The sequence below is a fragment of the Pseudomonas sp. LAMO17WK12:I1 genome (genome assembly GCF_900177315.1).
In the GTDB taxonomy this organism is placed as follows: domain Bacteria; phylum Pseudomonadota; class Gammaproteobacteria; order Pseudomonadales; family Pseudomonadaceae; genus Aquipseudomonas; species Aquipseudomonas marginalis.
The window spans coordinates 430,914-449,829 of the sequence record NZ_FWZV01000002.1 but is presented as its reverse complement, the minus strand read 5'-3'; the positions used below and the strand labels follow the sequence as shown (position 1 = coordinate 449,829).

Sequence of the window (18,916 nt, the reverse complement as noted above, 5' to 3'; positions counted from 1 at the left end):
GGTCGTAGCCATGAGTACCCGATTCCCGCAAACCCCTGAATTTTCCGGGGCGCTGTATAGCCCCAGTCGTGTCGAAGCCGAGGTGCTGGACCTTGAGGTCGAAGGCACCCTTCCCACGTCCATCCTAGGCGTCTTCTATCAGGTGGCCCCCGACCCGCAATACCCGCCCATGCTGGGCAGCGATATGTTTTTCAACGGTGACGGGATAGTCAGCGGTTTCTATTTTGCTGACGGCAAGGTGTCCCTGCGGCGACGCTACGTGAAGACCGATCGCTTGCTCGCGCAGCGCCGTGAAGGCCGCTCCCTCAATGGCGTCTATCGAAACGCGTACACCAATGACCCACTGGCGGCCAAAAACAACACCACCGCCAATACGTCGGTGATCCCTCACAACGGCAGGCTGCTCGCACTCAAGGAGGACGCCCTGCCCTGGGCCATGGACCTGCAAACCCTGGAAACCCTGGGCGAATGGGATTTTGCCGGGCAAATCAAGTCGGCGACCTTTACCGCCCACCCCAAGATCGACCCCGTCACCGGCAACCTGCTGGCCTTCAGTTATGAAGCCAAAGGTGACGGCACGCCGGATATGGCGTATTTCGAACTCTCACCCGACGGCAATCTGCTCAAAGAGATCTGGTTCCAGGCACCTTATGCGGCGATGGTGCATGACTTTGCGGTCACCGAGCACTACGTCGTGTTCCCACTGATTCCGCTGACCGTCGATGTAGAACGCATGAAAAACGGCGGGCCGCATTTTCAGTGGCAACCTGATCTGCCGCAGTTGTTTGCCGTGCTGCCGCGCAATGGCAACGCGCAGGCTATCCGCTGGTTCAAAGGACCCAAGGACAGCTTTCAAGGCCACACCCTCAATGCCTTCGATCAAGACGGCAAAGTGTACGTGGACATGCCGGTTACTGGCGGCAACGTGTTTTATTTCTTCCCCCAGGCGGACGGTGCGGTGCCCGCCCCCGAGGACCTGCCTTCGAGCCTGATGCGCTGGACGTTTGATCTGAACGACGCGCGGGATGACGTCGAGCCGCAACCGTTGACCGACTACATGTGTGAGTTTCCCCGCTGCGATGAGCGCTATCTGGGTCGCCCGTACGAACACGGCTTTGTGCTCGCTTTTGATCCGACACTGCCCTACAACCCCGCAAACGGACCCATGCCCTTTCAGTTTTTCAACCAGTTGGCCCATCTGAACCTCAAGACGGGCAGCACCGACGCCTGGTTCCCAGGGGACAACAGTTGCTTCCAGGAGCCCATATTCATCCCTCGTTCCGCGGATGCCGAAGAGGCCGACGGTTACGTGGTCGCACTGCTGAATGTGCTGGACCAGGCGCGCAGCGAACTGGTGATCCTGGATTCGCGAGACATGGCCAGCGGGCCCATTGCGCGGATCAAGGTTCCGTTACGGATGCGCATGTCCCTGCACGGCTGCTGGGCACAGGGATAACCCTGGGCTAGACCCGACCGCCAGCACACCGAATGGCCTGCTCCCGAAGGCAGGCACGCGGCTGCGCGAAGGCAAAAAATATACATTTTTTCTGCAATTTGGGATTTAAGAAAAATCCCGCTTTACAGGATTTTTAAGCGCGAATAGAGTGAAATTCTGTCCACGCTTCCCTCGCCAACAAGGACTATCGAATGAAACTTGCAAGCTTCACCGTTGAAGGCCGTCCCACCTATGGCATCGTCGAAGGCGACCAGGTGGCTGATCTGGAATCGATGAAAAATACCCTCGGCGCGGATCTCAAGCAGGCGCTTGCCCTCGGCCGCCTGGGGTCGGTGAGCGATGAGCAGGTGTCGAGCCTGCCGCGCCGGGCACTGGCCGGCGTGACGCTGCTGCCGGTCATTCCAAACCCCGGCAAGGTGCTGTGCATCGGCATCAACTACGCGACCCACGTGCGCGAAACCGGGCGTGACATGCCGGTTTACCCAATGATTTTCACGCGATTTGCCGACAGCCAGACCGCTCACCTGCAACCCATCGTGCGGCCGACGGTCTCGCACAAGCTGGATTTCGAGGGCGAACTCGCCATCATCATTGGCAAGACCGCGCGCCACATCCGCAAAGCCGACGCCCTCGATTACGTCGCCGGCTACGCCTGCTACAACGATGGCAGCGTGCGCGATTGGCAAAAGCACACCCTTCAATTCGTCCCCGGCAAGAACTTCCCGAGCACCGGCGGGTTTGGCCCGTGGCTGGTAACCCGTGACGAAATCAGCGACCCGCAGAACCTCGAATTGACCACCCGGCTCAACGGCGAGGTCATGCAGCACACGTCCACGCGCGACATGATCTTCGACGTCGGCGCACTGATCGAATACTGCTCCACCTTTACCGAACTCGCCCCCGGTGACGTGATTGTCAGCGGCACCACCGGCGGGGTTGGAGCCTTCCGCGAGCCGCCGGTGTGGATGCAGCCCGGTGATGTGGTGGAAGTGGAGATCTCGCGCATCGGCACCCTGCGTAACACCATCGTCGACGAGCAATAAACCATGACCCTGATCGATGAATCATCCCAACCACCAGAGCGCGACACCAAGGGTTCCAGCCTGGAGCGCATGCTGCGCGTGCTGGATCTGTTTACCGAGGCGCAGCCGATCTGGGCGGTCGACGACATGGTCAGCGCGCTGGGGTTTACCCGCTCCACCGCCTACCGCTACGTGCGTGAACTGGCCGAGACCAATCTGTTGTTCCAGGTCGAGGCCGGGCGCTATGCACTGGGAGCCAGGATCATTACCTGGGACCGTCAACTGCGGCTCAGCGACCCGCTGGTACGCGCCGCTCAGCAACTGGAGGCCAACCTGCCAGGCTGGAGTGAGCAACAAGTCTGGCTGATCTGCCGGTTGTTCAAGGACCAAGTGGTGTGTGTTCACCAGTGCGGTGAATTGGCCAGCACCGTCAGCTATTCCCGTGGTTCGCCACGGCCGTTGTTCATGGGCGCGACCTCAAAAGCCATCCTTGCGCACATGAACGCCCGCCAGCACAGCCAGCTGTTTCTCGAGCACCCTGACGAGGTGCGCGCCAGCAACCTGGGTGCCACCTGGGAAGACTTCCGCCGCTCGCTGCAACGCTTGCGGCGCCAGGGCTATGTGGCCAGTGCAGGCGAAGTCGACCCCGGCGTGTACGGCCTGGCCGCACCGATATTCGACGGCGACGGCAAGGTGGTGGGCAGCCTCAGTTGCGTGCGCCCGGCAGCCGAGCGGCACAAGGCGCTGGAGCAGGAACAGGGTGAGCAGATGGTCGCGCTGGCCCACACCCTCTCGCGGCACATGCTCGCGCTGACCCACAGCGCCAACCCATCCTCCAAGCCATTGGACTGATGCAGTCGTAGGGGAACAACAATGACAACCCTGAACAGTATCAATACCCGTGTCCTGATCGTCGGTGCCGGCCCTACCGGGCTGACCCTGGCCAACCTGCTGGGCCAGGCCGGCGTGGATGCCTGGATTATCGACAGCAAACCGGGCACCGTCACCGAGCCTCGCGCGGTCTCGATCGATGATGAGTCGTTGCGCACCATGCAGGCCATGGGCTTGAGCCAGGCGGTGCTGGCGGACGTGGTGGCCGGCTATGGCGTGCATTACTTTACGCGCCCTGGCGGGCGGTGCTTCGGCAAGGTCGAACCCAGCGGCAAGCTATACGGTTTTCCCAAGCGCAATGCGTTCCGCCAACCGCTGTTCGAAAGCACGTTGAGGGCCGGCCTGCAGCGTTTCGCTTGCCTGACTGCACGCTTCAGCCACGAACTGCTGGAGTTCACCCAGGACGAGCACGGCGTGCGCGCGCTGGTCGTGGACGCCAACAAGGAACTGCTGGAAGTGCAGGCCGACTACCTGATCGCCTGTGATGGTGGGCGCAGCCCGGTGCGTAAACAGCTTGGGATCAATATGGTCGGCTCCAGCTTCGCCTCGCGCTGGCTGGTGGTGGACACCGATCAGGACGATGACCCGTTCTGGCAAACCCGCGTGTACTGCGATGCGCGCCGCCCGATCGTCGAGGTCCCCGGCCCGCATCGCACGCGGCGCTTCGAGTTCATGCTCAAGGACGGCGAAAGCGACGCGCAGATGCTCAGCCAAGCGCGATTGCAAGCTTTGCTACGCCCGTTCAAGGGCGATGCACCGCTCTCCATCGTGCGTAAAACCGTGTACACCTTTCACGCCCGCATCGCCGAACGCTGGCAAGTCAACCGTGTGTTGCTCGCCGGTGACGCGGCACACCTCACGCCGCCCTATGCCGGACAAGGCATGAACAGCGGCGTGCGCGATGCCCATAACCTGGCCTGGAAACTGATCGGCGTACTGACCGGGAAAATGGCCCCGGCCGTTTTGCTCACCTACGAAAGCGAACGCCGCGATCACGCGTGGGCATTGATCAAGCTCGCGCTGAACCTCGGGGTGGTGATGGCGCCCGCTACCGTGCTGCGGGCGCGATTGATCAGTGGTGCATTCTCGCTGATCGGGCGGGTACCGCCGCTGCGTGACTACTTCCTGCAGATGCGCTTCAAGCCAAAACCACGGCTGCGCCAAGGCCTGGTGCTCACCGCCGGTGCCGCGGGCGGCGTGCGCAGCGGGCAGATGTTCCCCCAGCCCAGCCTCACCGACAGCCAGGGCACTGAACGTCTGCTCGACGATTACATCGGTGCAGGTTTCGCCCTGGTCCAATACGGAGACCCTCATCGCGAACGCCTGGATCAATTGCAACACCCGCTCTGGGCGCACTTGGAGGTGAAGCGGATTCTGATCCTGCCAGGTTCCGTCAGCAAGCCGCCTGCCCTGCCGGGCTGCACGGTATTGCACGATCACGCCGGGGCGCTCGAGGCATTGCTCGGCGCCAGCGCCAGCTTCTTCCTGCTGCGGCCTGATCGCTACATCGCCGCGATTTTCCACAGCGCCACCGAGACAATCACTGCCGAGGCCTTGCAGTCCTTGCTGGGTGCCGTGCCCGCGGGCGATCGCACGCCCCGACCGTCCATCACAACGCCCGTTACGCTCGAGAGGTGCGTATGAACACATTGCAAACGTCCACCCCGGCTCGCCTGTGCTACTTGCACCTGGCGAGCAAAGACCCGCAACGGCAGATCGACTTCTATCAACGCATGATGGACATGCAGGGCCAGCCTCAAGCCGACGGCCACTGGCTACTCAGGGGACCTAATCGCGCCATGCTGCTCTCCCCGGCCGAGCACAGCGGCCTGCTGGCGGCGGCGTATGACCTGGCATGCCCAGAGAAACTCGCCATGCTGTACCGCCGCCTGCGCGAGCGCAACTGCACCACCGAAGACATCAGCTCGCCACTGCTCGCCCCGGGCGCCTTTGCAATACGCGATCCTCAAGGTCGCCAGACGATTTTTGGCGTATCCCAGGCACACACCCATGCCACCCCACCCGGCATGCCCGGCCGCCTGCAGCATGTGGTGTTCCAGACCACCGAGCTGGAAGCGATGATTGAGTTCTACGTCAACACCGTTGGCTTCACGGTGTCCGACAGCGTGGTCGACCAACAGAGCGGCCTGTTGATGGTGTGCTTCCTGCGTTCGGACGATGAGCACCATTCGCTGGCGTTCTTCCGCGGCTCGAAAAACGAGTGGGATCATCACTGTTACGAAACCAATGAATGGAATGACATTCGAGACTGGGGTGATCGCTTTGCCAAGGAGCGCATCAGCATTTTCTTTGGCCCCGGTCGTCATGGGCCGGGCGACAACCTGTTCTTCATGGTGGTGGATGCCGATCGCAACCGGCTGGAGTTCTCGGCGGAGCTGCAAATCACCGAAGCGAGCGACCCTCCTGGCACTTGGCCGCAAGAAGAACACACCCTCAATTCCTGGGGCCGCGCGTGGATCAGAACCTGAGCCCGTCTCGCTCTGAAACCACGTGCCCCACTGACCCAAAGGTAAAACCATGACTGCCCAACGCCCAACCCCTTACGCCCTCAATGGCGACCAGTTCATCGACGGCACCTGGCACACCGGTCGTTCCTCAGCACGGCTGGACGATCGCAATCCTTTCAACGGCGAGACATTGCTCGAAATGCCCCTGGCCAGCGTTGCCGACCTCGACGCGGCCTACGCAGCAGCACAACGCGCACAAACCCCGTGGGCGCAGTTGCATCCAACCACACGGGGCGCCCAGCTGGAAAAGCTCGCTCACGTCATCCAGCAACGCCGCGAAGAGATCATCGACTGGCTGATTCGCGAGTCCGGCAGTACCCGTATCAAGGCGACCATGGAGTGGCAATTCACCCTGAACCTGGTGCGTGAATGCATTGCGCTGCCCATGCAGGTGGAGGGGCGCATCCTGAGCAGCTACAAGCCCGGCGAACAAAGCTTCGTGTTCCGTGAGCCGCTCGGGGTGATTGGGGTCATCAGCCCCTGGAACTTCCCCCTGTACTTGAGCATGCGTTCGGTGGTTCCGGCGTTGGCACTGGGCAATACGGTGGTCCTTAAACCGGCCAGCGACACGGCCGTGACCGGCGGCCTGCTGATTGCGCACCTGTTCGAAGAAGCGGGTTTTCCCGAGGGCACGCTCAATGTAGTGGTCGGCGCCGGCTCGGAAATCGGCGATGCCTTTGTGGGGCACCCCGTTCCCAGCCTGATCTCATTTACCGGGTCTACCGATGTCGGGCGCAATGTCGGGCGCATCGCCACCGGCGGCCAGCACATCAAGCGGGTCGCCCTGGAGCTTGGCGGCAACGCGCCGCTGGTGGTGCTCGATGATGCGGATATCGACCTTGCCGCGCATGCAGCAGTGGTCGGACGCTTCCTGCATCAGGGCCAGATCTGCATGAGCGTCAATCGGGTGATTGTGGACCGTTCGCTCTACGCCGACTTCAGCGCGTTGGTGGTGGAGCGCGTGCGCAACTTGAAAACCGGCAACCCTAACCTCGCCGATACAGTGATTGGCCCGGTGATCAACCGCAGCCAGTTGGACGGCCTGCTGCGCAAGGTCAATGCCGCCGACAGCGCGAGCCTGAAGAAACTGCACGGTGGCCCCGCGTCCGGGCTGGTGCTGCCGCCCCATGTATACGGGGATGTCCCTTTCGACCACGAACTGGCGCACGATGAAACCTTCGGGCCCTTGCTGCCAATATTGATCGCCGACAATGAGGCACATGCCCTGACCCTGGCCAACGCCAGCGAATATGGGCTGTCCAGCGCCGTGTTCAGTAAAGATATGGCCCGCGCGCTGAATTTTTCCCGTGGCATCGTGGCTGGGATGACGCACATTAACGACATCACTGTGGACGACCAGCCCAATGCTCCGTTCGGTGGCGAAAAGAACTCCGGGCTGGGACGCTTCAACGGTCACTATGCCCTGGATGAATTCACCCGTGCGCACTGGGTGACCTGGCAAGCCGGGAGCCACCACTACCCCTTCTAGGAAACAGGGTGGGCCCACCCGGTGTGGCCCACCCCATAACAATAAAAAGAGGCGAACCATGAGCAATCTAGCCTGCGTTTCTACCGATCAAGTGATGCGCTCCGACCGCCTGATGAAGTGGAAGGAGTTTATGAGTGACAACCTCGGCCGCACGCCGGAGTACATCAAGCGCCTCGAGTCCACCTACATCGAACCTTTGCACGATGCCGATTTCCAGGGCCGCCTGGAATACGGCGATCTTGGAAAACTGCGTTTTTGCCGCATGACCGCCAGCGCGCACCGCTACTCCCGTCACCTGAGCAAAGCAGTCGAGGCACCCGATACGTCACGCATGTTGATTCTGCAAACCGCCGGCGTCAGTCATTTCCAGCAAGGCAAGCACAGCAACGCCTTGGCGCCCGACGAGTTGCTGGTGGTTGACTGCGCCCAACCATTCAACGTCAGCAGCCCACAAGGCTGTGAGCACTTCATCCTGTTGTTCAACGAAGGCGCCGGGCAGGCACTGGACGCTGACGACCTGCATATCAGCGCACGCAACGGGCTTGGGCGGATGTTGATGCACCTTATCGTTGACGCCTACAGCCAATATCCGCTGCTGAACAGCCAGTCGGCGGCGCTGATCGGCGACAGTATCGTCGGGCTTTTGAACAATGCGCTGGGCAACAAGCAGGAAGAGAAGAAGCTCGAACACGACTTCCGTCACTACAAGCAGAACCGCCTCAAGCGCTATATCGAACTTCACCTGGCCGACCGCGACCTGAGCATCGAGCGCATCGCGTTTGCCGAACACTGCTCCGTGCGCAGTCTGCATCGGGCATTCCAGGACGAATTCGGTTGCAGTGTCAGCGAGTACATCTGGCAACGCCGCGTGGCGCGCTGCGCGCAAGACCTACGCAACCGTGACCTCAGCCATCGCTCGCTCACCGACATTGCTTACGCCTGGGGCTATGGCAGCAGCGCTCACTTCAGTCGCCATTTCAAGGCAGCATTCGGCATGCCGCCCAGGCTCTACCGTGAAACGGCCAGCGCCGCCCAATGAGCCAGGCCGCGTTTCCCTAGGGGACAACGCTGTGAGGCCCGAGCGCATAGCCCGCCAGAAAGGTATCCAGCGCACGACTTACCGCTGCTCGTATATGGGCGGTCGAAGGCTTGCGGTTGACGCCCAACAGACAAGGAGTGACGGTCTCCGAATCCAACAGTGCCATCAGGTGGCAGGCTGCGACCTCCGGGTCGCACGGCCTGAGCTGGCCCGCCTCGATCCGGCGCGTCAGGAAACTGGCCACTTCGCGCATGCCTTTTTTCGGGCCCCGCTCGTAGAACCGCAAGCCGATGTCACTGCGACCCGACTGCGCGATGATCGCGCGGCGTGCCTGAATGGAAGCTTCCAGGCACAACACGGCCAGGGTGCGCTCGCCGAACTGCTGCAATGCATGCCGCAAGTCATCATGGTCCTTCTGCAACGCTTCGAAGATGGGCTCCAGGAAACGCTTGGCCATGCCATGCATGACCTCGACAAACAACTCCTCCTTACTGCTGAAGTACCCGTACAACGTCCCCTTTGATCCGCCCACTCGCGTGGCGATCTGCGTCATGGACGCACCATCAAAGCCGAACTCCAGAAAAACCTGCGCTGCAGCCTCGACGATGGACTCGCGTTTGGCTTCAGTCTTGACTCGCATAACCCTTGCTCCACTGCTTCCACAAACGCCCGGATGATACCCCAGGGGCGTTCATCCCGGTTGACGGCGCAAATTTACCTCAATACATTACCGTACGGTACGGTATTTAAATAACTAATCCGCTTCCTCCTTCCCGCCCTGGAGAATGCCTTGCGCCCGCCCCTGACTTACTTCTTAAGCTTCTTCGCAGCCTGTACTGCTGCTTGCTTTCTCACCGCCTGCGGCAAGCCGCCGGGTGGTCCTCCACCTGCACAGGGCAAACCGACCGTGGGGGTGATCACCGTGCAACCCCGGCATCTGGCGCTGACGACACAACTCCCCGGCCGCACCTCAGCGTACCTGGTCGCGCAGGTACGCCCGCAAGTTGCCGGGATCATCAAGACTCGCCTGTTCAAGGAAGGCAGCGATGTCACTGCAGGCCAGGCGCTGTATCAAATCGACCCGGCCACCTACAAGGCCACCCACGACAGCAATCTAGCAGCGCTCGCCAAAGCGCAAGCAACCCTCAAGACTGCGCGGCTCAAGGCCGAACGCTATAAGCAATTGCTGGCCATCCAGGCGGTCAGCCAACAGGACTACGATGATGCAAGCGCCTCCCTCGGCGAGGACGAAGCCCAGGTAGCATCAGCCAAGGCTGACGTTGAAAGCAGCCGTATCAATCTGTCTTACGCCCGTGTGGATTCACCGATCTCCGGGCGCATCGGCAAGTCGAGCGTCACCCCCGGCACACTGGTTACCGCCAGCCAGACCACGGAACTGGCGACGGTCCAACAGCTGGATCCCCTGTACGTCGACCTCTCCCAATCCAGCACCGCGCTGCTGCAACTCAAACACGCGATGGCCCGAGGCGAACTGCAAAAGAGCGGCGCCAACTCGGCCAAGGTGCAATTGCTGCTTGAAGATGGCAGCGCTTATCCGCACGAGGGCACCCTGGAATTCTCGGATGTCACCGTGGACCAGAACACCGGCACGATCACCTTGCGGGCGGTATTTCCCAACCCCGACGGCGAGCTGCTGCCCGGCATGTATGTGCGCGCGATACTGCAGGAGGCCGTCAAGGAAAACGCCCTGTTGGTGCCCCAGCAAGCGGTCTCCAGGGATGGTGCGGGCAAGCCGTTCGCCTATGTCGTCGACAGCGAGAAAAAACTGCAGCGTCGACCACTACAGACCGAGCGGGCAGTAGGCGATCAGTGGTTGGTGCAGGCCGGACTTGAGCCGGGGGACCAGCTTGTAGTCGACGGCCAGCAAAACGCCGCGCCGGGCCTGGAGGTGAATGTCACACCGTGGGTAACCAAACCGACTGACGACGCCTCCCACGTTGCCCCCCCTGCGCCAGCCATCAAGGCCACCGCGTCAAACTGACCTGCGAGAGAGCTACTCATGGCACGTTTTTTTATTGATCGCCCGGTGTTCGCATGGGTGCTGGCTATTCTCGTGATGCTGGCCGGCATCCTTTCGATCCTCACGCTGCCGATCGCGCAGTACCCGGATATCGCGCCTCCCGCCGTGGCAATTACTGCCACCTATCCCGGCGCGTCGGCCAAGACACTGGAAGACACGGTCACCCAGATCATCGAGCAGAAGATGAAGGGGCTGGACCGGTTGAGCTACATGTCATCCACCAGTGAGTCCTCCGGTTCGGCCACCATCACACTCACGTTCGAGAACGGCACCAACCCCGATACCGCGCAGGTGCAGGTTCAGAACAAGCTCGCGCTGGCAACACCGCTGTTGCCGCAAGAGGTGCAGAACCAGGGCCTGACGGTGACAAAGTCAGCGACGAACTTCCTCAATGTCCTGGCGTTTACTTCCGAGGACGGCAGCATGAGCGGCTCCGACCTCTCGGACTACGTGGCCGCCAACGTGCAGGATGCGATCAGTCGGGTTGAAGGGGTGGGCGACACCACGCTGTTTGGCTCACAGTACGCCATGCGCATCTGGCTCAACCCCGACCAGTTGGCCAACTTCAGCCTTACGCCAACCGATGTGAAAACCGCGATCCAGGCGCAGAACGTCCAGGTCTCCGCCGGGCAGTTGGGCGCCCTCCCCGCTACCAGCAACCAGCAGATCAACGCGACGATCACCTCACAGACCCGCCTGAGAACGGCGAAAGAATTCGAAGACATCCTGCTGCGCACCCAGACTGATGGCTCTCAGGTGCGCCTGCGTGACGTTGCGCGCATAGAACTGGGCAGTGAAAGCTACACCAGTGCCGGACGTTACAACGCCAAACCCGCTGCGGGCCTGGCTATCAAGCTCGCCGCGGGTGCCAACGCCCTGGACACCGTCAAGGCGATAGACGCCCGGGTAGCAGAGCTTGAGCAATTCTTCCCGCCCGGCATGGCCGTGCAAAAGCCCTATGACACCACGCCCTTCGTGCGTATTTCGATCGAGGAGGTCGTACGTACCCTGGTTGAAGCCGTGGCACTGGTTTTCCTGGTGATGTACCTGTTCCTGCAAAACTTCAGGGCCACGCTGATTCCGACGATAGCTGTACCTGTGGTGCTGCTCGGCACCTTCGGCGTGCTCGCGACGTTCGGTTTCACGATCAATACGCTGACCATGTTTGCCATGGTACTGGCCATCGGTTTGCTGGTGGACGATGCCATTGTCGTGGTGGAAAACGTCGAACGGATCATGGCCCAGGAAGGGCTATCGCCGAAGGAGGCCACTCGCAAGTCAATGGGCCAGATCACCGGAGCCTTGGTGGGCGTCGCCCTGGTGCTGGCCGCCGTATTTGTGCCGATGGCGTTTTTCAGTGGTTCCAGCGGCGTGATCTACCGACAGTTTTCCATCACCATCGTCTCGGCCATGACGCTGTCGGTACTGGTAGCGCTGGTGCTCACACCCGCCCTGTGCGCAACGTTACTCAAACCCATTGAGCAAGGCCATGGCGCTGCTACCACCGGTTTCTTCGGCTGGTTCAACCGTTCGTTTGACCGAGGCAACCTTGGCTACCAAGGCATCGTGCGCCACATCGTGGGCAAGGGTTGGCGGTACATGCTGGTGTACGCCGTGGTGCTGGCCGCGGTGGTCTTCGGCTTCATGAAGTTGCCGGTCGGCTTCCTGCCCGATGAAGACCAGGGCACCCTGTTCGTACTGGTGCAATTGCCACCCGGTGCGACAGGCGCGCGTACCGATGAAGTCATTCATCAGGTCGAGCAACACTTCCTGGTCGATCAGAAAGATGCGGTCTCCGGCGTGTTCACAGTGTCCGGCTTCAGCTTTGCCGGCAGTGGCCAGAACACCGGCCTGGCGTTCGTCAAACTCAGGCCCTGGGATGAGCGCAAGGGTGACGCGCTCAGTGTGTCTGGTGTGTCCAGCAAAGCCATGGCTTACTTTTCGACGCTCAGGGACGCACGGGTATTTGCGTTCGCCCCGCCGGCCGTGGCGGAGTTGGGCAATGCCACCGGCTTCGACCTGATGCTGCAAGACCGCGCCAACCTTGGCCACGCAGCCTTGATGAGTGCGCGTAACCAACTGCTCGCCGAGCTCGCAAAAGACAAGCGCCTGGTGGCGGTGCGGCCCAACGGCCAGGAAGACGCGCCTGAACTGCAGCTCGAGATTGACCCGGACAAGGCCCAGGCACTGGGTGTGTCGATCGCCGATATCAATGACAATTTCTCGGCTGCCTGGGGCAGCAGTTACGTCAATGACTTCATCGACAAGGGCAGGGTCAAAAAGGTCATGCTGCAGGCGGATGCCACCTACCGCATGCTCCCCGATGACATCAATCGCTGGTACATCCGCAACAGTGACAGCGGCATGGTGCCCTTCTCTGCCTTTTCAAAGGCGGTGTGGGCCTCGGGGTCGCCTCGGCTTGAACGCTATAACGGCGTCCCGTCCGTAGAGATATTGGGCATGGCCATGCCTGGAGCCGCGTCCAGCGGCGAAGCACTGGCGATCGTGCAAGACGCCGTTGCCAAGTTGCCGACCGGCATCGGCTACGAATGGACTGGCCTGTCGCGCCAGGAAAAAGCCTCGACCGGCCAGACCGGCTTGCTGTACAGCCTGTCGATCCTGTTCGTGTTCCTGTGCCTGGCCGCACTGTATGAGAGCTGGGCGATTCCATTGTCAGTGGTGCTGGTAGTACCGCTGGGGGTGCTGGGGGCCCTGGTCGGCGCAATCCTGACGTGGAAAATGAACGACGTGTACTTCCAGGTCGGGATATTGACCACCATTGGCCTCGCCTCGAAAAACGCCATCCTGATCGTGGAGTTCGCCAAAGACCTCTACGCCGGCGGTCAGAGCCTGGTGGATTCAGCACTCGAAGCCGCGCGCATGCGCTTGCGTCCGGTACTCATGACGTCCCTGGCATTCATTCTTGGCGTGTTACCGATGGTATTGGGCAGCGGCGCGGGGGCCGGTGCACAGCACGCGTTGGGCAGCGCAGTGATCGGCGGCATGCTCTCCGGCACGCTCCTGGCGATTGTCTTTGTTCCACTGTTTTTTGTACTGGTGATGCGCCTGTTCAACCCAAAAACCGTTGCGCCGACATCCACGCAATCCCCTGCCCAACCAGCCCCTGCACAAGGTCTCTGATATGCAACGGTTTACACGTTCTGTACTGGTAGTGGGGGCTCTGTTGAGCGGTTGCAGCCTGATACCGGCCTACCAGCCTCCACCCTCGCCCGTCCCGGCGACGTTCCCCGAAGACCAGGGCGTAGTGCCCACCGTGCCGGTCGCTGACCTGGGCTGGCGCGATGTGTTCACCGACCCGTCCCTGCAAAAAGTCATCGAGCTGGCCCTGGCCAACAACCGCGATCTGAGGGTGGCGGTGCTCAATATCGAAAAGGCCCGCGCCACCTACCGCGTTCAAGACGCGGCGTTATTTCCCAGCGTCGATGCCAGCGGCAGCTCCAGCGCCAGCCGCACACCGGCCGATCAATCCCAGACGGGCCAGGCCATGGTCACGCACAGCTACAGCGCGACGCTGGGCTTCAGTGCCTACGAACTGGACCTGTTTGGTCGCTTGCGCAGCCTCAGCGCGCAGGCACTCGAGCAATACTTCTCCACGGCTGAGAATCGCCGAAGCACTCAAATCAGCCTGATCGCGGAAGTCGCCACGGACTACCTCACACTGGCGTCCGACCAGGACCGACTCAAGCTGGCGCACGATACGCTCACCAGCCAGCAAGACAGCTACGCACTCGACCAGCGCATGTTCGACCTGGGTTCATCTTCCGCCCTCACCCTGAGCCAGGCACAGACCAGCGTCGAAACGGCACGCGTCGATGTGGAAAAATATACCGCTCAAGTCGCCGAGGACCTGAACGCATTGCGCCTGGTAGTCGGTGCCGATCTGCCAGCCGCGCTGCTGCCCAAGACCCTGCCCGAACGCTCGACAGCCGAAGCGAGCCCTTTGGCCAACATCCCGCCCGGCTTGACCTCGGACCTTCTGCAACGCCGCCCCGACATACTCAAGGCCGAGCGCGACCTGAAGGCCGCCAATGCCTACATCGGCGCCGCCCGTGCGGCGTTTTACCCAAGCATTACCCTCACGGCTTCGGCGGGGACTTCAAGCGCGAGTTTGTCGAACATGTTCAAAGGCGGTTCGGGAACCTGGAGTTTCGCGCCGCAACTCTCGCTGCCGATCTTCGATGGCGGTACCAACCAAGCCAACCTGGCCAGCGCCACAGCGGATCGAGACATCTATGTAGCGGACTACGAGAAGGCGATTCAAACGGCGTTTCGCGAAGTCAGCGATGCGCTCGCGCAACGCGGCACACTGGGGCGCCAGCTTGATGCACAGCAAGCGCTGGTAGATGCGACCGCCAGAAGCTATCGGCTGTCACAGGCACGCTTCAGTCAGGGGATCGACAGTTACCTCACGGTATTGGACTCGCAACGTTCGCTCTACACCGCGCAACAGGACCTGATCGGCACGCAGTTGTCGCGCCTGACAAACCTGGTGACCTTCTACAAAGTGCTTGGAGGAGGATGGGTCGAAACTCGCGGGGCCGTGGTCGCCAAGGTGAGCTCAGTGACAAACTGACCACCGTTGCTTCTAACGTAGGGGAGAAGGTCTGCAGATTTTTTGCGCCCAGTGGTTGCCCAATAAAACTAAAAGTCCATAATGGACAAATTAGTTTAATTTGGAAGCTCTCCATGTCCAGCCCCCCTTTTGTCATCAACCAAGCCCAGGCCCGCGAATTGCTCGCCCAAGTCGATGTACCGCAGATCCTGCTCACGCTGTTCCGCGCCCTGGCCGCCGGGCATGCGGTGCAACCGGCGCAGCAGTTAGTGGCGTTCCCCCACGGCGCGGGCGACTTCATCAATTACCTGGGCGTGCTGGCTGCAGAGGGGGTGTACGGGGTCAAGACCTCGCCGTATATCGTGCGCGAGCAAGGGCCGCTGGTAACGGCCTGGACGCTGTTGATGTCGATGCAAACCGGCGAGCCCCTGTTGCTGTGCGATGCCGCCGAGTTGACCACCGCGCGCACCGCCGCGACCACTGCGCTGGCGGTGGAGGCGTTGGCCCCGCAGGCAGCACGGCGCCTGGCGATCATCGGCAACGGCAAGGTGGCCCAGGCGCATCTGCACTACGTGAAAAACCTGCGGGACTGGCAGAGCATCAGTGTGTTTTCGCCCAGCCTGGCCACTGCCAATACCGACGCCATCAAACGCCTGGATCCACGCTTGAGCGTCGCCGACAGCTGCGATGCGGCGGTGGCCGACGCCGATGTGATCCTGCTGTGCACCTCATCGGCCGGCCCGGTGATCGACCCGTCGCGCTTGAGCAAGCCGGCGCTGATCACCTCGATCAGCACCAACGCCCCGCGTGCCCATGAAGTGCCGCCCCAGAGCCTCAACGCCATGCAGGTGTTCTGCGACTATCGCCAGACCACCCCCGGCTCGGCCGGCGAGATGCTGATCGCGGCTGAACAGCACGGCTGGGATAAAAACGCCATCGCCGGCGACCTGCCCGAACTGCTCAGTGAGCAGGTACAGCGCCCGGCCTATGACCGCCACGTATTTTTCCGTTCCATCGGCCTGGGCCTGGAAGACATCGCCCTGGCCAATGCCCTCTGGAGACTGTTATGAGCCACGCCGACTTCATCATCATCGGCGGCGGCATTGCCGGCGCGTCCACGGGTTTCTGGTTGTCGCCGCATGCCAAGGTGCTGGTGCTGGAGCGTGAATCCCACCCGGCCTATCACTCCACCGGACGCTCGGCGGCGCTCTACACGGCGGCCTATGGCACCCCGCAGGTGCGGGCGTTGACCCAGGCCAGCCGCGCGTTTTTCGATAACCCGCCGCCGGGTTTCTGCGAGCACCCGCTGCTGACGCCGCGCGGCGAAATGACCGTGGACTTCAACGGCGACGCTGCCGAATTGCAGGCCCAGTACCTGAGTGCCAAGGCCACGGTGCCCCAGGTCGAACGGCTCACGGCGGATGAAGCCTGCGCGCGCCTGCCGATCCTGCGCCGGGAAAAAGTCCATGGCGCGCTGTATGACCCGACCGCCAGCGACATCGACACCGACGCCCTGCACCAGGGCTATCTGCGCGGGATCCGGCGCAATCAGGGCGAAGTGCGTACCGACAGCCACGTGCTGGGCTTGAGCCGTGACAGCGCGGGCCTCTGGCACGTAAACACCCAGGACGGGGCCTACACCGCGCCGATCATTATCAACGCCGCCGGCGCCTGGGCCGATCATATCGGCGGGCTGGCGGGCGCCGCGTCCATCGGCCTGCAACCCAAGCGGCGCTCGGCATTTATCTTCGCCGGCCCCGAAGGCGTGGACAGCCATGCCTGGCCGATGCTGGTGGCCCTCGACGAAGCCTTCTACATGAAGCCCGACGCCGGCATGTTCCTCGGCTCGCCGGCGAATGCCGACCCGGTGGAGCCCCAGGATGTACAGCCCGAAGAGCTGGACATCGCCATGGGCATCTACCAGATCGAAGAAGCCACCACCCTGAGCATCCGCCGCCCGACGCGCACCTGGGCCGGCCTGCGCAGCTTTGTGCACGATGGTGATTTGCTCAGCGGCTTCGACCCGCTGGTACCCGGCCTGTTCTGGGTGGCGGCGCAAGGCGGTTATGGGATCCAGACCTCCCCCGCCATGGGCCAGGCCAGTGCAGCGCTGGTGCGCGGTGAAGCGTTGCCGGAGGCACTGACACGGTTCGCCCTCGACGCTGGTATGCTCTCCCTCGCCCGCCTGGAGCCCCATTGATGAACAGCGCCGAACACGAAAAAGTCCTGCAGAATTTCCGTGCGATTGCCGATGCAATCGCCACGCTGTTCTTCCCCCACGCCGAAGTGGTGCTGCATGACCTGCGCACGCAAAAAGTCGATTACATCGCCAATAACCTGTCCAAACGGGGCATTGGCGACGACTCGGCGCTGGAGGACATGCTCAGCGCCGACGTCAGCGACGTGAATATCGGCCCCTACGAAAAGCTCAATTGGGATGGCCAGAAAATCCGCAGCCTGAGCACCGTGCTGCATGACCACACAGGTCGCCGGCTGGCAGTGCTGTGCATCAACCTGAATATCTCACTGTTCGAAAACGCCAAGGCCGCGCTGGACCTGTTCCTGTCGCCGAGCAAGCTGATCCCGCAACCGGACTCGCTGTTTCGCGATGACTGGCAGGAGCGCATCAACACGTTCCTGCATGCCTGGATGCGCGAGCGCCAACTGAGCCTGAACCTGCTCACCCGTGACCACAAGCGCGAGTTGGTACTGGCGCTGCATGCCGAAGGCGCGTTCAAGGGCAAGAGCGCCTCGAACTATGTGGCCAATGTGCTGGGCATGGGGCGGGCCACGGTCTACAAGCACTTGAAGGAACTCAAGGGCTGATCAAATGTGGGAGGGGGCTTGCCCTCTCCCACCACATTTTGCCCGCGCAGGACGCTCAATCGCCGTAGATATCGGCCTTGAAGTACTGCTGTGAAATCTTCTGGTATTCCCCACTGGCGCGAATGCCGTCGATGGCGCTGTTCAGTTCGCTGACCAGTGCGGTATTGCCCTTGCGCACCGCGATCCCGGCGCCCTCGCCCACGTATTTCGGGTCCTTGAGTTCCGGGCCGACAAACCCGTAGCCCTTGCCCCGAGGCATCTGCAAAAAGTCATTCAAGGGAATGGTGTCGGCAAAGATCGCATCCAGCCGGCCTGCCGCCAGGTCCATGTAGATCTCTTCGTTATTGCTGTAGCGCTTGACGTTGATGCCCTTGGGTTCGAACACCTCGGTGGCGTAACGGTCGGTGGTGGTGGCGCGCTGCACACCCACGGTCTTGCCCTTGAGGCTGGCGTACTGGTCGTCCACCACGGCACCGTCCTTCATCACCAGGCGCGACGAGGTGAAGTAGTACTTGTGGGAGAAATCCACCGACTTCTTGCGATCGTCATTGATGGTCATGGACGACAACGCCATGTCGATTTTCTTCACCTTGAGGGAAGGAATCAGGCCGTCGAATTCACCTTCGACCCACACACACTTGACCTTCATCTGCGCGCACAGCGCATTGCCGATGTCGTAGTCGAAGCCGACGATCTTGCCCTCTTCGGTCTTGGACGCAAACGGCGGGTAAGCCGCTTCGATGCCGATACGCAGGGTTTTCTCGGCGGCCAGCAGCTGGCTGGAGGCGATCAGGCCCAAGGCCAGGGCGGTGATGAGGGAGAGTTTCTTCATGGTCGTGTCTCGCGAGTTGTTATTGGTTTTGGCAAGCGTGAAGAAAAAGCTGGAGCGGGTATTTTGTACTTATAATTCCATACTGGACTTTTACGTATCACCCGTCAATCACTCCTCGCCAGCCCTTATCGCCCATGACTTTTTTGCACAACGCTCCGGTGTTTTTGAGCGTTTTGCTCTTATTTATGCGTGCCTATACTCGGTCCAGCCTCTCGGTGC

The 18,916-nt window shown here is 61.6% G+C and carries 15 protein-coding genes; 13 read left to right on the top strand and 2 right to left on the bottom strand.

Going from position 1 to position 18,916, the window contains the following annotated elements:
* Positions 1 to 10: 10 nt before the first annotated feature.
* The 7 genes from B9N88_RS04680 (at position 11) to B9N88_RS04650 (ending at position 8,425) form a co-directional block, all read left to right on the top strand.
* Positions 11 to 1,456, top strand: a complete 1,446-nt coding sequence (locus tag B9N88_RS04680) for a carotenoid oxygenase family protein (RefSeq protein WP_027603547.1) — start codon at positions 11 to 13, stop codon at positions 1,454 to 1,456.
* A gap of 191 nt (positions 1,457 to 1,647) precedes the next feature.
* On the top strand, positions 1,648 to 2,499 hold the full coding sequence (locus B9N88_RS04675) for a fumarylacetoacetate hydrolase family protein (RefSeq protein ID WP_027603546.1): 852 nt from the start codon (positions 1,648 to 1,650) through the stop codon (positions 2,497 to 2,499).
* A gap of 3 nt (positions 2,500 to 2,502) precedes the next feature.
* Positions 2,503 to 3,330: an IclR family transcriptional regulator gene (locus B9N88_RS04670; protein ID WP_027603545.1), complete on the top strand. Its 828-nt coding sequence runs from the start codon at positions 2,503 to 2,505 to the stop codon at positions 3,328 to 3,330.
* 21 nt (positions 3,331 to 3,351) lie between these two features.
* Complete coding sequence (locus tag B9N88_RS04665) at positions 3,352 to 5,013, top strand: bifunctional 3-(3-hydroxy-phenyl)propionate/3-hydroxycinnamic acid hydroxylase (protein ID WP_027603544.1); 1,662 nt, start codon at positions 3,352 to 3,354, stop codon at positions 5,011 to 5,013.
* The gene (locus tag B9N88_RS04660) at positions 5,010 to 5,858 is read left to right on the top strand and encodes a VOC family protein (protein ID WP_027603543.1); all 849 of its coding nucleotides are present in this window, start codon (positions 5,010 to 5,012) and stop codon (positions 5,856 to 5,858) included. Before B9N88_RS04665 ends, B9N88_RS04660 begins: the two co-directional genes overlap by 4 nt.
* 49 nt (positions 5,859 to 5,907) lie before the next feature.
* Positions 5,908 to 7,386 (top strand): aldehyde dehydrogenase family protein, encoded by a 1,479-nt coding sequence (locus B9N88_RS04655; protein ID WP_027603542.1) that lies wholly within the window; start codon positions 5,908 to 5,910, stop codon positions 7,384 to 7,386.
* A 58-nt stretch (positions 7,387 to 7,444) separates the two neighbouring features.
* Complete coding sequence (locus B9N88_RS04650; RefSeq protein WP_027603541.1) at positions 7,445 to 8,425, top strand: helix-turn-helix domain-containing protein; 981 nt, start codon at positions 7,445 to 7,447, stop codon at positions 8,423 to 8,425.
* 16 nt (positions 8,426 to 8,441) lie between these two features.
* Here the strand turns inward: B9N88_RS04650 and B9N88_RS04645 are convergent, their stop codons facing one another.
* The gene (locus B9N88_RS04645; RefSeq protein WP_027603540.1) at positions 8,442 to 9,065 is read right to left on the bottom strand and encodes a TetR/AcrR family transcriptional regulator; all 624 of its coding nucleotides are present in this window, start codon (positions 9,063 to 9,065) and stop codon (positions 8,442 to 8,444) included.
* A 150-nt stretch (positions 9,066 to 9,215) separates the two neighbouring features.
* Between B9N88_RS04645 and B9N88_RS04640 the strand changes: the two genes are divergently transcribed.
* The 6 genes from B9N88_RS04640 to B9N88_RS04615 all read left to right on the top strand — a co-directional run bounded on the left by B9N88_RS04640 (position 9,216) and on the right by B9N88_RS04615 (position 17,865).
* On the top strand, positions 9,216 to 10,427 hold the full coding sequence (locus tag B9N88_RS04640) for an efflux RND transporter periplasmic adaptor subunit (RefSeq protein ID WP_051429292.1): 1,212 nt from the start codon (positions 9,216 to 9,218) through the stop codon (positions 10,425 to 10,427).
* 18 nt (positions 10,428 to 10,445) lie between these two features.
* On the top strand, positions 10,446 to 13,607 hold the full coding sequence (locus tag B9N88_RS04635) for an efflux RND transporter permease subunit (RefSeq protein ID WP_027603538.1): 3,162 nt from the start codon (positions 10,446 to 10,448) through the stop codon (positions 13,605 to 13,607).
* 1 nt (position 13,608) lies between these two features.
* Positions 13,609 to 15,060, top strand: coding sequence for an AdeC/AdeK/OprM family multidrug efflux complex outer membrane factor (gene adeC / locus B9N88_RS04630; RefSeq protein WP_027603537.1), 1,452 nt, complete (start codon positions 13,609 to 13,611; stop codon positions 15,058 to 15,060).
* 113 nt (positions 15,061 to 15,173) lie between these two features.
* A complete protein-coding gene (locus B9N88_RS04625; RefSeq protein ID WP_027603536.1) occupies positions 15,174 to 16,109 on the top strand; it encodes an ornithine cyclodeaminase family protein in 936 nt (311 codons plus the stop codon).
* Positions 16,106 to 17,239, top strand: coding sequence for an NAD(P)/FAD-dependent oxidoreductase (locus tag B9N88_RS04620; protein ID WP_027603535.1), 1,134 nt, complete (start codon positions 16,106 to 16,108; stop codon positions 17,237 to 17,239). The genes B9N88_RS04625 and B9N88_RS04620 overlap by 4 nt, the downstream gene beginning before the upstream one ends.
* The gene (locus B9N88_RS04615) at positions 17,239 to 17,865 is read left to right on the top strand and encodes a helix-turn-helix transcriptional regulator (protein WP_027603534.1); all 627 of its coding nucleotides are present in this window, start codon (positions 17,239 to 17,241) and stop codon (positions 17,863 to 17,865) included. The genes B9N88_RS04620 and B9N88_RS04615 overlap by 1 nt, the downstream gene beginning before the upstream one ends.
* 55 nt (positions 17,866 to 17,920) lie before the next feature.
* Here B9N88_RS04615 and B9N88_RS04610 read toward each other — a convergent pair whose 3' ends face one another.
* On the bottom strand, positions 17,921 to 18,697 hold the full coding sequence (locus B9N88_RS04610; RefSeq protein WP_027603533.1) for an ABC transporter substrate-binding protein: 777 nt from the start codon (positions 18,695 to 18,697) through the stop codon (positions 17,921 to 17,923).
* Positions 18,698 to 18,916: the final 219 nt, after the last annotated feature.